The 14,819-nt window shown below is 50.1% G+C and carries 11 protein-coding genes; 4 read left to right on the top strand and 7 right to left on the bottom strand.

What is annotated here, in order from left to right; all coding sequences use genetic code 11:
• Positions 1-9: 9 nt before the first annotated feature.
• From L2712_RS09625 to L2712_RS09615, 3 genes are read left to right on the top strand one after another with little or no spacing between them, the layout of a single operon-like run.
• Entirely contained in the window at positions 10-585 is a 576-nt protein-coding gene (locus L2712_RS09625; RefSeq protein ID WP_248977651.1) for an RNA polymerase sigma factor, read from the top strand.
• Positions 585-1,097 carry a hypothetical protein gene (locus tag L2712_RS09620; protein ID WP_248977650.1) on the top strand — a complete coding sequence of 171 codons (513 nt, stop codon included), beginning with the start codon at positions 585-587 and terminating at the stop codon, positions 1,095-1,097. The genes L2712_RS09625 and L2712_RS09620 overlap by 1 nt, the downstream gene beginning before the upstream one ends.
• Positions 1,094-2,041, top strand: a complete 948-nt coding sequence (locus tag L2712_RS09615; protein WP_248977649.1) for a DUF4097 family beta strand repeat-containing protein — start codon at positions 1,094-1,096, stop codon at positions 2,039-2,041. The genes L2712_RS09620 and L2712_RS09615 overlap by 4 nt, the downstream gene beginning before the upstream one ends.
• A gap of 73 nt (positions 2,042-2,114) precedes the next feature.
• Here L2712_RS09615 and L2712_RS09610 read toward each other — a convergent pair whose 3' ends face one another.
• A complete protein-coding gene (locus L2712_RS09610; protein WP_248977648.1) occupies positions 2,115-3,035 on the bottom strand; it encodes a LysR family transcriptional regulator in 921 nt (306 codons plus the stop codon).
• Between the two features lie 613 nt (positions 3,036-3,648).
• Here L2712_RS09610 and L2712_RS19125 point away from each other — a divergent pair.
• A complete protein-coding gene (locus L2712_RS19125) occupies positions 3,649-8,616 on the top strand; it encodes a S8 family peptidase (RefSeq protein WP_283104797.1) in 4,968 nt (1,655 codons plus the stop codon).
• Positions 8,617-8,717: 101 nt separating this feature from the next.
• Here L2712_RS19125 and L2712_RS09595 read toward each other — a convergent pair whose 3' ends face one another.
• From L2712_RS09595 to L2712_RS09570, 6 genes are all read right to left on the bottom strand, one after another.
• A complete protein-coding gene (locus L2712_RS09595; RefSeq protein WP_088904011.1) occupies positions 8,718-8,951 on the bottom strand; it encodes a hypothetical protein in 234 nt (77 codons plus the stop codon).
• Positions 8,952-9,234: 283 nt separating this feature from the next.
• On the bottom strand, positions 9,235-10,923 hold the full coding sequence (locus L2712_RS09590) for an NAD-dependent malic enzyme (protein ID WP_248977647.1): 1,689 nt from the start codon (positions 10,921-10,923) through the stop codon (positions 9,235-9,237).
• Positions 10,924-11,133: 210 nt separating this feature from the next.
• Complete coding sequence (locus tag L2712_RS09585) at positions 11,134-11,598, bottom strand: YehS family protein (RefSeq protein WP_248977646.1); 465 nt, start codon at positions 11,596-11,598, stop codon at positions 11,134-11,136.
• Between the two features lie 55 nt (positions 11,599-11,653).
• Positions 11,654-12,745, bottom strand: coding sequence for a serine hydrolase domain-containing protein (locus tag L2712_RS09580; protein ID WP_248977645.1), 1,092 nt, complete (start codon positions 12,743-12,745; stop codon positions 11,654-11,656).
• A gap of 47 nt (positions 12,746-12,792) precedes the next feature.
• The gene (locus L2712_RS09575; protein ID WP_283104807.1) at positions 12,793-14,031 is read right to left on the bottom strand and encodes an Nramp family divalent metal transporter; all 1,239 of its coding nucleotides are present in this window, start codon (positions 14,029-14,031) and stop codon (positions 12,793-12,795) included.
• A gap of 35 nt (positions 14,032-14,066) precedes the next feature.
• The gene (locus tag L2712_RS09570) at positions 14,067-14,642 is read right to left on the bottom strand and encodes a PH domain-containing protein (protein WP_248977643.1); all 576 of its coding nucleotides are present in this window, start codon (positions 14,640-14,642) and stop codon (positions 14,067-14,069) included.
• Positions 14,643-14,819 lie beyond the last annotated feature (177 nt).

Raw genomic sequence — 14,819 nt, 5'->3', positions numbered from 1 at the left:
CTCCTGCCTATGTCTAATAGGTATTGTTTATTCACAGGGAAGACAGAATTGAGCGTACTTACGAGTCCCGATGATGCTCATCAGCTCCTCGACGCCGTATTGGTCGAACGTGCCAAACAGGGAGACAAGACGGCATTTCGGCAACTTTACGATCAGCACCACAGACGCGTCTACGCTCTCTGTTTTCGCCTGGCGGGCCAAGCGGAATTAGCCGAGGAAGCCACTCAAGAAACCTTTGTTCGCTTGTGGCAGAAGCTACCGCTTTTCGATGGTAAGAGTCAGTTTACGACCTGGCTGCACAGCCTAACGGTCAATCAGGCTTTAAGCTGCATCAAGAAACATAAGAGTTTCTGGGCCAGGCTGCTGCCCGCCGAGCAGGCACCCGATCTTAGCAGCGCACCACTTGAATACGATGGACTGGATAAGCTGATATTACGTCTGCCGGAACGTGCCCGTATCGTCTTTGTGCTCTATGCCTTAGAGGGCTATCAGCACGATGAGATAGCCAAACGGCTAAGCATCGCTCAGGGGACCAGCAAGGCGCAGTACCACAGGGCAAAACAACTTTTGCAGGAGATGATCTAATGGCCGACAAAGGAGACACATTAAGGCGCCTTATTCATGACGCGCCAACAGATATGACGCCTGAGCGCGATCTTTGGCCAAGCATAGCTAAAGGTCTCGATGCACCAACTGCCAGCTCGCCGAGCTATTGGCGACCGGTGGCCATCGCCAGCACTTTGCTGCTGGCCCTATTGGTCGGCAAGATAAGTTTTTCGCCAGAGGCGCCAGAGGGACAAAACGATGCCCTACTGCATACCCTGGCCGCCATAGAGGCACAGCACCAGACAAATATCGCCGCCCTCACCCTAACCAAGCAGGTCGACTGGAAAACCAGTCCCTATAGCCAACCGGTTGAGCAGGGAATAGAACAACTCAGGACGGCGGCCAAAGAGATCTATGAAGCGCTAAAGCTTAATCCCACAGACAAGCAGCTATGGCAGCTGTGGCTATGGACACAGCAAAGAGAGATAGAGTTAATCAAACAGGGGCAAAAACTCCCTGTCAATCGCGACACCACAGGAGAGATTATATGAAGATGCAAACTAAAACTGCCTATCTGGCTATGCCCCTATTACTACTGAGCCAATCCTTGTTAGCGGCTCAAAGCGTGGATAAGCGCATCGAGGTCGAGGGCGATCTGCGTCTGAACCTTGAGGTTCAGCGCGGCGACGTCGAGGTCCTCTCCTGGGATCAGAACGCCATATCCATCACAGGCACCTTAGATGAACTGAGCGAAGGCCTTGTTGTAGAGCAAAAAGCCGGCACTATCTCCATCGAAGATAAACTGCCTCGCCATTACTCGGGCAGCAATAAGGAGGGCTCACGCCTTACCATCAAGGTGCCAGCAAAGCTCAAGCTAAACAGCGAAGGGGTATCGGCCAACTACAGGGTCAGTCAGCTATCGGGCGATATCAATGTGCAGACCGTCAGCGGCGACATTAAGGTCGAAAGCCTTAAGGAGCAAGTGTTCATCAATACCGTCTCGGGCGATATCAGCAGCCAAGGGCTGCAGGGCAAGCTTAAACTGGAGACGGTATCGGGCAACATCAAAGACAAACAGAGCCTGGGCAAGGTTAGCTACACCCTGGTTAGCGGTGAACTTAACGCCGACAGCAGTGCCGACCAGGTCTCTATCGAGCTGGTCTCGGGTGATGCCAAGATGACCTTAGATAAAGTGGATCGCCTCAAGGCTCAAAGCGTCAGCGGGGATCTGAACCTCTCGGTATCCGCCCTAGCCACCAAGGCCAGCTTGGATAGTGTCAGTGGCGACATCAGCTTTAGCCTACCGGCAACCCTGGATGCCACCTTCGCCATCGACGGCGGGCCAAGCGGCGACATCGACAATCGCCTGACACAGGATAAGCCGAAAAGACCTAAGTATGGTCCCGGTAGCTCACTGCAGTTCCAGATGGGTAACGGTAGTGCCGATATTATCGTCAGTACCATAAGCGGTGAAATCAACCTCAAAGCACGTTAAGCTTTGAAATTGAAAAAGGGCTTTTAAAGCCCTTTTATCTTTTTAATCCATCATTCCAATCTAAAACCCCAATCTAAAACCCCACGGCCTCGACGGCTGAATCTCCTAAGAGCAGCTCGATAAACTGCGAAGCTGTCTGACTCAGTCGACGATTTCTCATCGAGACGACACTATAGCTAGCGTTAATACTGGGAATACCAACCACATCCAGCGCAATCAATTCACCGGACAGCAGCTCCTCCCGCACTGAAATATCGGGCGTGATCACCACCATATCGCACTCTTTTATGGCCGACTTGATGGGTTGAAATTGTGCGTATTTTACGAGTCCCGCAAAATCATGGCGCTCCTCATCAAAAAGATCCTCAAAGCGTTGCTTGAGCAGTTGTGGCATAGCACTGGGCATCCCGAGAGGATAATCTCGCAAACTGGGTAAATAGATCCTGCTTAATCGCGTTAACGGGTGATTGGGGCGGCAACAGAAAATCGCCTGAGATTGCGGCAAGCATTGAGTCACCAGATTATCATGCTGATCAAGCAAGGTGGCATTGGTCTCGGCGATAAACATATCCAAGTGCCCCTTGAGCAACTGTTGGTAGAGGCGGTTCCAGCTCTCCACTTTCAGCTCCAAAGAGATCTCTGGATTATCGCGAATAAAGCGACCTACTATAGGCCCAATAATACTGTTGGATGGAATGGGGCTAGCACCGATAACCAGTTTAGCTTTTTCTATTCCCTGCTTAGCCTTGATCTCTGACTCCAAGTATTCCATTTGACTGACAATCAACTCCCCCTGTGCCAGGACTAAACGGCCATACTCTGTCAGGGCGAATTGTTTTTCGTCACGCGCTAAAAGACTGGCTCCCAAGCGCTCTTCCATCTTCTGAATACTGCGAGATAACGATGGCTGTGCGAGGTGTAACTCTTCGGCAGCCTTACTAAAGCTCTTTAACCTCGCTAATACAATAAAATGCCTTAAATGTCGTAGTTCCATCAACTAAACCCTGTTTTTGTTTTTATTTTGGTTTTGAGTAAGCCCGGCACCTAACATGCTCGAACAACATTTCTATCACTTTGCATGACGAAGTTACATAGGCGCCAATACTCACAAACAGGGTCACACACCTATGCCGATTAACAGCCAATTGGTGTCGGCTCAAACATCGTAAAATCAACCACTATAAAATCAGAGAGTTAAAAAAGTTACCAACAGTGCTCACCATACAGATACATCCCAAACCATCCAAATAACACAAATTTAACAATTTGTATCAGTTTGCTACCAAATGCTACATCCACTGTGACGTTTGCCCCCATCACGACAACCACGACAGCAGGCCAAAGAAGCGCATTCGACCAGTAAAAATCAAAAATCTGGAATCAATAACCACTTAACGGACAATTAACAGGCATCCAAACCAACGGACAGATGGTTATCCTCTTGATTTGATGATCCAGCCCTACCCATTCATACACTTTGTGCATACCCCTATAGCTTTTACGCATTAGCTTGTCACTGCAATACCCAATAAAAACGATAGTTGTACGAGTACCTTACTTTTGCACCCAAGCCCAAGCTTTGAAAAAGAAGAAAAAGGGAACGATCAATGAAATTGAAGAAAATAACGCTCATGACAGTGGCAGCAATCTATGCTGGCGCTGTCGGAGCCAGTGCTATACAAAGCGCACAAACGACGCCAGCTGGCGCTCAAATTAAACCCATTAAAGTCACCGACGAGGTAATACGATCTAATGAAGATCGTTTTCGCGATCGCGCTTTTCCTGATGCATCTGCAGAGACTCAACCGACTGTAGGCCGAAATGTACACCGCGCCTTTAGTGATGAAAACCGCAAAGTGCCATTCCAATTTGAAGCCGATATTCAAGGTGAGCAAACCTACATTATCGAATTGTCAGACAAGCCGGTATCGCTATACCAGGGCGGTAAGGCAGGTCTTCAAGCTACTTCTGCAAGAAGCAATACGATCCCTGCAAGTTTAAGCCCAGATTTACATAACAAAATTGACCTAAACAGCTCAGCTGTAAAAGCTTATCGCTCTCATCTTAAAAGCCAACAAGATGCGATGATTTCACAAATATCGAGCACAGTCGGGGCAAACGAAACCCTGGCGCAATATCAGTTGGCCTTCAACGGTATGTCTATGCGCATGACGCAAGATCAGGCTGCCAAGGTGGCTAATCTACCTAATGTGGTCAGCGTGACCCGTGAAAGGATCTACGAGCTACACACTGATGTGGGTCCACAGCATATAGGTGCCGACAAATTCTGGACCGGTGAAGTGACTGGAACAGCCTATACAGGTAAAGGCATTGTAATAGGTGTTCTCGATACCGGTATCAACACCGACCACGTGTCGTTTTCAGCCCAAGGCGATGATGGTTATGTCCATACCTTGCCCGCGCGTTACGAGCACTATTTAGGCGACTGTGAAATAGAAGAGTTCGCCAATATGTGTAACGACAAACTTATTGGTGTTCGTTCATACCCTATCATTACCGACTCTTACACAGAAGCCAGCTTCCAGCCCGAAAAAAAATGGTGGGAGATCACTGGGCCTGTGCGTCCGCAAAATGGTGAGGACTATAATGGTCACGGCTCACACACCGCTTCGACAGCTGCCGGTAACGTACTGTTAAATAAGCCATATATGGTAACGGATGTTGGCGTCACCAGTGATGGTAAAGCGACCAACCTTGAACTTCCTCGCATGTCGGGGGTTGCGCCCAATGCCAACATCATCATGTATCAAGTTTGTCACCCAGGTGACGGCACCTTAAACGAGTTTCGCGGCTGCCCTGGCTCTGCGCTGCTCGCAGGTCTTGAAGATGCGATTGCAGATGGCGTGGATGTAATTAACTATTCAATTGGTCAAGCCTTTGGTAATTTCCCTTGGGAAGACCCAATGGAAATGGCGTTCTTGGCAGCTCGTGAAGCCGGTATCTCGGTTGCCGCATCTGCAGGTAACTCTTTCGACCCAACGGTTGCTAGCCAAAGACATGGCGCCATTGACCACCTTTCTCCTTGGGTGACCTCAGTTGCCGCCACCACTCACAGCCGTGAGTTTGGCGTTGAAGGCAAGATGCTCACCGGCGTAACCGGTGGCGATCAACCCCTTGCTGATATTGAAGGCGGCGGGATAACCGACAGCTATACAGGTCCGGTTGTAGACGCCAAGGCCTATGGTTGGCAATACGAAAAATGTAACGACCCCTTCCCAGCAGGCTTCTTTGACGTTGCACCAGATGGAACACCATTTGATGTGGCGCCTATCGTCGTCTGTAAGCGCGGTGATATAGCCCGAGTTGATAAAGCCGTAAACGTTGCCGCAGGTGGTGCTGGCGCAATCATCTTACGTAATGCCAGCAGCTCAGAAACTATCGCTAACGATCCTTTCGTAATCCCTGGCATTCATGTGCCTTATAGCGCCTATTATGGCGATGCATCTAACAACTGGTATGGCCTATCTAAATGGCTGGCTAACGGCAGCGATCACAGACTGACTATTACCGCCTCTACCGTAGTAACTAAGACTCGAGATGCCAATTATGTGGCCGACTTCTCCTCTCGTGGTCATAACTTTGCTAACCCAGAAGTAATGTCACCTAACCTGGCCGCACCAGGTGTTGACGTGTATGCCGCTTGGGCAGATGACATGCCAATGACAGCGGTAGGTACGCCAGGTGACTATAATGCGATCAGCGGCACCTCAATGGCTGCCCCACATGTTGCAGGTGCGATGGCGCTATTGAAACAAGCGCAACCAAGTTGGACCCCTGCGCAAATTCAATCGGCACTAATGACCACCGCAAGCTTAGAGGGGGTGACTCGCAGTATCGAAAGCTACCGTCCCGATGGCGTTGAAGCCGCTAGCTTCAACGATGCGGGTAGCGGTGTCATCAATGTGGCTAAGGCATACAAGGCCGGCCTCATCATGGATGAAACTGCCGATAACTACCGCGCCGCCAACCCTAAAAATGGTGGTACTGTCAGCAGCTTGAACTTGCCTTACTTCTTCAATGAAAGCTGTAACGGCACCTGTACCATGATGCGTACCTTTACCGCCACTCAAGACGGTACTTGGACGGTCGATGCCAAGGCATTAACCATGGAAGGGGCTGACATGTTGTCATTGGAGGTGTCTCCTGCAAGCTTCACCTTGGCCGCAGGCGAGTCGCAATCCATCATACTAACGGCAAAAGTGCTAGAAGTTCAGGCACCAGGTGCTGACTCATCTTCTCTGCGTTTACTCGGAGATGTGACTCTAACGCCAAGTGCCAGCGACATGCCAATGCAGCACCTGCCTGTAAGCATACGCTACAGCGGCACCAGCATGCCTGAGAATGTGATGGGCAAGATCCATCGCAAACAAGGTCATCTGCTGACACCTGAAATTCACACCGAAGAAATTCAGCAGTTTAACTATGAAAGCAATGGATTAGTGAAAGCTGAGCGCATTGATGCGCAGATGAAGCGCAGCGACGCCAGAGGTTATGCTAACCGTGCAGAGCGAGAAGCCGATGGCCAGGTAGTACGTTTCTTCGACGTACCCGAAGGTACTAAGCGTATCGTTTGGGAAGTCATTCATGCCGATTTAAATGCCTACGCGTCTATCTACTTAGGTAAAGACGTTAATGAAGATGCTGACATTCAGTGGTTAGATGAGGCGATCTGTTATTCAACGCTAGATAGCAATGATTTCTGCGCTATCAACAACCCTACGCCTGGAAAATACTGGGCCTACGCGGTTAACTACAAGTATGAATATGAAGACCCCGACAATCTTGCAGATAACTTCACCCTAGCGTTAGCCATTATTGGTGACCAAGACGAGGGTAATCTCGTCGCCTCAGGCCCAGAGATGACCAATGGTATGGATCCATACCGTGTGCAGCTCAACTATGATTTACCCGACGCAGAAGAAGGTGATATCTACTACGGCTATATGGGTATTGGTAGCGACAGCTATAACAATGCCAACCTAGGTTATATTCCGGTGCAGCTGATTCACAGCGGCAGCGACACCCAGGTAACCGCCGGCCAAAGCGCTGCCAAAGCAGGCGATATTGTCGAGTTCGAAGTATCACTTGCCCCTAACCTACTCGGTGGCGAGCGTGAATTCAGCTTGAGCACCGAACTAGACCCAGGCTTACAGCTTATCGAGGACTCAATTAGCGTTGCCGGCTACCCAGAGTATGCCGAGGCGATGACAGTTGACGGCAACACCATTAGCTTTAATGCTGTGCAACCCTCTTCGGTCGCGACTAAGCGTCACTATGTATTTACCACAAGTGTCGAAGATGCTACCTGCCGAGTCCCTAGCGAGCTGCAGTTCGATGATGAGCTTTATGTCGATCTCAGTTATAACCTACCGAGCTCAGCAATGGGTATTACAGGCTATTCTAACCGCTACTTGACGTTAAACATGTCATCTAATGGCTTACCTCATGTGCCGCTATACGGTGCAGAAAAAGATATGCTTCATGATATCTTGGGGATCTCACCATTTGGTTATGTGAAGTTCGATGAGCTGCCTGATTTCTATAACTATCATCGTGAATTCAACGATAGCTTCCAGGACTTCCCTGATACGATAGTTGCGCCGCTCTGGCGTGGTGACGTGATGATGTCAGACCCTCGCTTTGATATGGATCGTGGTGAACCAATAAACAACGTCTACGGCGCTGTCATGGGTGACTACTATGTCTTCCAATGGAAAGGCGGTAGCGAAGTACGCAACATGTTCACCGGTAACAATAACCCTGATCCTGATGCCTTCTTCGATATTGAGACCATTATCTCAACCAAGATCGATTTTGCTCCGGGTCAGCATGAGATGATGTTCGGCTATAAGTCCATGGAAACCTTTAATGCTCATTTCGGCTCTATCGGTCTGCATGGTTACTATGGTGAACGTATGACTTTTGCCCCTGTCGGTGGCTGGTTAAACGATGGGTTTGCATTCAATAATGTGGATGAGAAAGTGGCTGAAGGCATGCTGGTGTGTGCTAACTATCAGGGTCCTGAAAGCTCAGGTCTGACCGTCACCTTCTCTGCTCGTGTATCGGCGAACGCCGTTGGCCTTGATAATGCGGTTACCGTATCAAGCCAATACAGTGATTCAGAAATGATTACTGTATCGGAAGTGATCAGTGCACCAAGCAACCTGAAGCTTGTTGCTATTGGTGACCAAAGCATCGAGGAAAACAGCACGCTTACGCTAACTGTGGCCTACACAGATCTGAAAAACACTGTAAATGGTATTCAGGTCAGTGGTGACAATATCAGTGCGACCACCGAAGGTGACACTGTTGTTATCACACCAACTAAAGACTGGTATGGTGAAACCATGGTTACCGTTACTGTGCATGACATGGCCTATCCGTCTGATGCCGACTCAACCAGCTTTATGCTGACAGTGAACTCAGATGGTGTGGAACCCGCACCTGCGCCAGAAGTTCCAGAAGAGTCAAATGATAGTGACTCGGGTGGTAGCCTTGGCTTCCTGGCACTGGGTCTACTTGGCCTGTTGGCTGGACGCCGTAAACTGCACTAAACCGCAGTTGGCAAAAGAAAACCTGTCGTTAATTTCGACATAATCTAAGGGCCCTCATAGAGGGCCCTTTTTTATGCGCTCAAATCAGCTCGCGCAGTGCCTTATTCCATACCGTGGCAATCGGTACACTCTTTAATGGTCAACTCAGGCATATGAATCTCTGCATCCGGCGCATGGTTATCACCTAAGGCATGACAATCATTACAGGTCGCGAGTGTTGCCTCTGACTCGGTATGCATAGTGATATCGATTGACTCGTGGCAATCACTACAATCGACAGCAGCGGCAGCACCGGCAAAAAGCAGGCCGGCGGCTAAGGTAGCTAATTTTTTCATCTTGGGCTCCTGGTATCAGCAAGTTTAATAGCTAAATCTAACGTTTTCACCGCGCAAACAGGCGAGCAAGACAAGGCCTTACTCACCAAATACAGGGTGTTACTCACGCCAGCTTTACCAGCCAAGATTAAGCGAAACTTAAAAAACGATACCGAACAAAGGAAGTGCAAACAGGATCATGTTTTGTATTAACACTTTGTGAGCAATAGCAAAATTTCATCAAAGCCTAAAACCAAAAAAGCTGCCCTAGGGCAGCTTTTTATACAGACACTTAATGGTGCGTTTAGAAAGAGGTACGCTTATAACGGCGATATTCCGCCGTCCAGAAGTTATCTTCTATCGTCTGTACCAAGAGCTCATCACTACAAGGCAGCGCATGACCCTGTTCTATCGCCACTTTGCCTACCGCAAAGGCAATATGCTTACTGACCGCATGAATATCTTCCAGTGCTGGTAGCAAGGAGCCCTCACCCTCTTTGGCCAAAGGAGAACACTCTGCCAGCGCGCGGCTCGATGCCATTAACATCTCATTGCTGACACGCTTGGCGCCAGACGCCAGCACGCCCAGGCCGATACCTGGGAAAATATAGCTGTTATTACACTGGGCGATCTCATAGGTCTGCTCCTCGATCACCACAGGCTCAAACGGACTACCGGTTGCCACCAGCGCCTGGCCCTTAGTCCAGTGCAGGATATCTTTTGGCGTAGCCTCGACCCGACTGGTTGGGTTAGACAGTGGGAAGATGATAGGACGCTTACAGTGCGCGTGCATCGCCTTGATGATCTCTTCACTGAACAGACCCGGGGCTCCAGATACACCAATCAATACGGTTGGTTTACCGTTATTCATCACATCCAGCAGAGAGATGTTCTCGCTCTCGGTATTCCAGCCCTCAACCTTGGCCACCTTTTGCGCCAGGTTCTGCTGAAATGGCAGCAGGTTAGGCATATTGTCTTGCAATAATCCCCAACGATCGACCATAAAGACCTGCTGGCGAGCCTGCTCGTCGCTTATCCCCTCAGAGACCATCTGGGCGATGATCGCCTCGGCGATACCACAACCTGCGCTACCGGCACCGAGAAAAGCGATTCGCTGCTTACTGAGTTTAGTCTTCGCCGCCTTACAGGCCGCTAACAAGGAGCCCACTGTCACTGCAGCAGTACCCTGAATATCGTCGTTAAAACAACAATATCTGTCTTTGTAACGCTCCAGCAGCGGCATGGCGTTTTTCTGGGCAAAATCTTCAAACTGGATCAAAGCATCCGGCCAGCGTCTATTGACCGCCTCCATAAAGGCCTCAACAAACTCGGCGTACTCTTCACCGCCAATACGCTGATTACGCCAACCCATATACATAGGGTCTTCCAGCAGATGCGGGTTATCTGTGCCTACATCTAAGGTAATGGGCAGCGTATAAGCCGGACTGATACCACCGCAGCTGGTGTAGAGCGACAGCTTACCGATAGGGATACCCATGCCGCCGATCCCCTGATCCCCAAGACCTAGGATACGTTCGCCATCTGTGACCACGATGATCTTCACCTTCTGACGGGTCGAGTTATTCAAGATATCGTCGATACGATCTTTATTGGGATAAGAAATAAACAGGCCACGGTTACGACGATAGTTTTTTGAAAAACGCTCACAAGCCAGACCAACCGTCGGGGTATAGATGATCGGCATCATCTCGGTAATGTGGTTTTGCACCAAACGATAATAGAGGGTCTCGTTGGTGTCCTGAATGTTTCTCAGATAGATATGCCTGTCGAGATCATTGCTGAAGTTTTTGTACTGATCATAGGCACGCGAAGCCTGCTCTTCGATAGTCTCAATCACATGGGGCAGCAAGCCTTCGAGGTTAAAGAAGATACGCTCCTCTTCGGTAAAAGCACTCCCCTTGTTGATTAAGGGTGCTTCAAGAATGGCTGGGCCGGCAAAAGGAAGATATAGCGGGCGTTTATTATCGTCCATTGGTAACCTTTTCTCTATCTGTGGGTATGGTGGAATGGCTGTGCTATCAATTTTGGCAAGATTACCACAAAGTGTGATCTTTGTTGCCTTTCCGTCGATCATTTTTTTGATTATTTTCACACCCCTATTGTTTTAAACACCCATCGCTTTGACCAAACTGCAGGCATAAAAAAACGCGGCCTGAGCCGCGCCTTTAGCAAATGATAGGATTTACTTACCGCGATATTTGATCGACAAGCCAGTTAAGAAATTACGCAGCACCTGATCACCGCACTCCTTGAAATGCTTATGGCCGGGCTTTCTAAACAGGGCGCCCAGCTCAGACTTGCTCATATTGAAATCGGCCAGGGCCAAGGTCTCGATAACGTCCTCTTCACGCATCTCCAGTGCGATCCTTAACTTCTTAAAGATCAGGTTGTTGTTTAACTGAGAGACTGGAGATGGGATCTCGGCGCCTTCACGCAGGCCACGTTTCTCGATAATCAAACCATCCAGAAACAAACAAAGCGTCTTGTCATTGCAAGGCTTGTAACCCTCTTCGGCCTCTTTCTTCAACATGTTGAGCAAGACCTCTTGGTCCATCTCATGTTTGACCTTGGCGAAGATCTTGATCATCTTGGCATTTTTGTAATCAAATACAAAGCGTAAACGGCGTAAAATATCGTTATTAATCATGGCTTAAGTTCTTAAATAATCGGCTCGCGCGGGTGCGCCTGCCTCTGGGACGACATTATAGCCGACTTTGCCCCTGCGAAGCCGCTTTATTTTCACTGCCCTGCAACAAGGCATCTTGTAGCGCCAGGCGCAGTTTGTCATGCAGACCAAACACCTTATCCATGTCATCCAGAGGCCAGGAGGCGTTTTCCAGCACCACTAGGTAAGTGTCGTACTCGGGATAGCTTAGACTCAGAGACTGATAACCCGGCAGATAGCCTGAGTGACTGTACTCTTTGATGCCCTGGAGATTCACCTGCACCCCATAGCCGTAATAGAGTGACGACCAGCGATGGGGACGTAACACCCTCGGCGTTATCATCGCCTGATATTGAGCATCAGGTAGCAAGTTACCGCCATGCAAGGCCCGTAAATAATTTAACAGACCCGAGGCAGTGCCTGTCATGCCACCACCGGGTAGCAGGTTCATCTGTACCTCATACTCTATAGGTTCACCAGAGCCGATCTCTATACCCTGAATCAGCCCTTGCTGCGCTCCTAACTGGGCCCTGATGCCACTAACGCCATGAGAGGCTAAGAAGCGGTTTACTAAAGAGGCAAAAGACTGCTGATACTGTGCCTCAAGCAACTGAGCCAGCACCTGATAGCCTAAATTGGAGTATTGAAAGTCACTGCCCGGCGCGAAGCGATTGGCCTTACCCTGCGGCGCTATCCCCGAGCTGTGGCTGAGCAGCTGATCTATAGTTATTCGCTCGTCGTAGCTCGCCAAACCGGCCGCTTTCAGATAGGGATTAACCTTATCATCCAAAGTAAATTGTCCATCGGCAACCGCCTGCATCACCAGGGCGGCAGTGATCATCTTGCTCTGAGAGGCCAACATAAAGCGGCTATCGAGTGTGGGAGGGGTTCCCTCTTGATAGGTATCGCCCTTGAGGTAGACGATATTACCGCCCTGCATCAGGGCGACTAAGCCGTAAAAGGGTCGCTCATTATCGGCGATGATCGCATCCAAACTACGACCCAGTGCCACATTGCCTGTCTGGCTTAGGTCGGCTTTTACCTCACTCGGCGCCGCCAGAACTAACGGGCTAGTGCCCAATAGGCTGGCCAGCAGGCATAGGCTAGCCAATCTGATACGCTTTCTCATCTTGTTTTCATCCATGTGGTTTCGGCGGCCTTATCAGCCTCCATGACTCAGCCGAGCCATTTCCAATATATAAATAAAGCCGCAAACCCTAACAGATAAGCCATACCTATCCAAGAAAGCAGTCGCATGGCCAGCCCATAGCGAGCACTCGGCGCCAAATTGTCACTGGTCATCAAACAGTAATTGAGCCAGGCAAAGATGATGGTGGTCATAAAGGCCAGGGTCATCACAAACTGCAGCAGCGGCAATAGCGCTCCCTTGAAGAACAAGATGATCCCAAGTCCCAAGGCGCTCACCAACAGCATGATAATATTTAGGCCGCGTTCGCTAGCCTCTTCGCCTCTCAACAATTGAACACTCAAGGCCAAAGTCCGGCTATAACCATCGACCACAGTCACTGTGGTGCTGAAGATACAGAGGAGTGCTACCAGGGCGATCAGGTAACGACTTCCCTCACCCAGCACCTGACTGTAGAGCTGGATCAACTGCTCGGCAAACTTGGCACCAGAGGGCGAAAAGTGCACCCCAGAGCCGTGCATCACCATGGCGCCGAGCGAGAGAAACACCAGGGCCAAGACTGCCGTGGTGATAAAGCCTAAATTAAAATCGAACAGCGCCTGCTTGGGCGTCACCTGCTGCTGTTTCTGCTTCTCCAGCAGCCACAGAGAGTTCCAGCAACTGACCTCTATCGGCGCAGGCATCCAGCCCATCATGGCCACCAAGAACCCCACATGAGCCCACTGCCAAGGTGAAGGCGACACGAAACCCGGCGTCAAAATAGACTCGGCATTAAAGGCCAACGCCGCTGCGCTCAGGGTGGTGACCGTCAAACAGAGCATGATCACCTTAGTCACCTTGTCGAGCACCCGGTAGTGGCCAAGTACCAGCAATAGTAGGCTGGCCAGCAAGACGATCAGCGCAAGGAGATCGATAGGCAAGGGAATAAACTGAGTCAGCAGCGCCGCCGTTAACATGGCGACCCCGGCCGTACTGGCGACCGCCGCCAGGGCGTTGAGTATTGAGAAGAGGATCAGATACCCGCGCCCCTGCCGCTGATAACCGTGCAGCAGGCTCTCACCCGTGGCTGCCGTGTAACGTGCTCCGGCGGCAAAGAAGGGATATTTGAGCAGGTTAACCAGTAAGATCACCCAGGCGAGCTGCCAGCCAAACTCGGCACCGGCGCGGGTCGAGGCCACTAAATGGGAGGCGCCGATGGCCGCGGCCGCCATCAAGAGGCCTGGCCCGGTGGCTCTAAAAAGGCGCGTAGACTGCTGCCAAAGTGTCAAATTCGGGGCGGTTACAGATAATGGCTCCACTGGGTTTATTCTCCAGTGCTCAGGCTGCTTTGCTGAGCCTTATCTGCCTCAGATGGCGGTGTTAACCTGGCTTCGATGCGCACTAGCGTCTCACTAATACTCTGCAAGCAGGCTAAGGTCTGAGTCGCCAAGTCGGCTTTCGCCTCGGGCCTTATCTGGCTTTCACTCAAGGCACTTTTTTGCGCCATCACGGCCGCGCGAAACTCGGCAACCTCTTCCACACCTGTCAGGCTAATCAAGGCACCAGCACCAGACTGGCCTGCAGTTTCAATGGTCAGTTTATGAATGCCGAACAGGCGCATCAAAGGCCCCTGAATCATCGCCATATCGGTGATCTTATCCAGCGGCACGGTATTTTCGGTGCGGGTAAGTATCCCCTTGCGCACAATTAACTTCTTGGTCGTCAGCTCGGCACTCATATTGGCGATATAACGATTGGTCACTAATAGTCCCAGAGGAATCCAGAGCAGAAGCAGAGGAATACCGACAACAGTCACCCCTAAAAGCACAGCCCCCGAGGTCAACCAATAGAGCCCGAGCTTAGGGCTAAACCTGGCTTCGAGCAGTGTATTCTCTTCCATCATCACTCCTATCTCCTGACACACCTTAGGTTGAAATAACCTATGACAATGCCAAGAGAGAAGGCATTAATCAATCAAAATCATGCGTTTATTTATTTACATTTGTTAGCAGTTCGCCCTATTGACTTTGTTACATTAGCGATTAGTTTAGTAACGTTACCGTAACAAAAGGTGACG

The organism is Shewanella marisflavi, assembly GCF_023283925.1.
Taxonomy (GTDB): Bacteria; Pseudomonadota; Gammaproteobacteria; order Enterobacterales; family Shewanellaceae; genus Shewanella; species Shewanella marisflavi.
The sequence above is the reverse complement of the archived record's forward strand: the minus strand, read 5'-3'. Positions and strand labels throughout refer to the sequence as shown.

Coding starts and splice junctions, on each gene's coding strand:
- L2712_RS09625 (WP_248977651.1), top strand. CDS start 10: ATGTCTAATAGGTATTGTTTATTCACAGGGAAGACAGAATTGAGCGTA.
- L2712_RS09620 (WP_248977650.1), top strand. CDS start 585: ATGGCCGACAAAGGAGACACATTAAGGCGCCTTATTCATGACGCGCCA.
- L2712_RS09615 (WP_248977649.1), top strand. CDS start 1,094: ATGAAGATGCAAACTAAAACTGCCTATCTGGCTATGCCCCTATTACTA.
- L2712_RS09610 (WP_248977648.1), bottom strand. CDS start 3,035: ATGGAACTACGACATTTAAGGCATTTTATTGTATTAGCGAGGTTAAAG.
- L2712_RS19125 (WP_283104797.1), top strand. CDS start 3,649: ATGAAATTGAAGAAAATAACGCTCATGACAGTGGCAGCAATCTATGCT.
- L2712_RS09595 (WP_088904011.1), bottom strand. CDS start 8,951: ATGAAAAAATTAGCTACCTTAGCCGCCGGCCTGCTTTTTGCCGGTGCT.
- L2712_RS09590 (WP_248977647.1), bottom strand. CDS start 10,923: ATGGACGATAATAAACGCCCGCTATATCTTCCTTTTGCCGGCCCAGCC.
- L2712_RS09585 (WP_248977646.1), bottom strand. CDS start 11,598: ATGATTAATAACGATATTTTACGCCGTTTACGCTTTGTATTTGATTAC.
- L2712_RS09580 (WP_248977645.1), bottom strand. CDS start 12,745: ATGAGAAAGCGTATCAGATTGGCTAGCCTATGCCTGCTGGCCAGCCTA.
- L2712_RS09570 (WP_248977643.1), bottom strand. CDS start 14,642: ATGGAAGAGAATACACTGCTCGAAGCCAGGTTTAGCCCTAAGCTCGGG.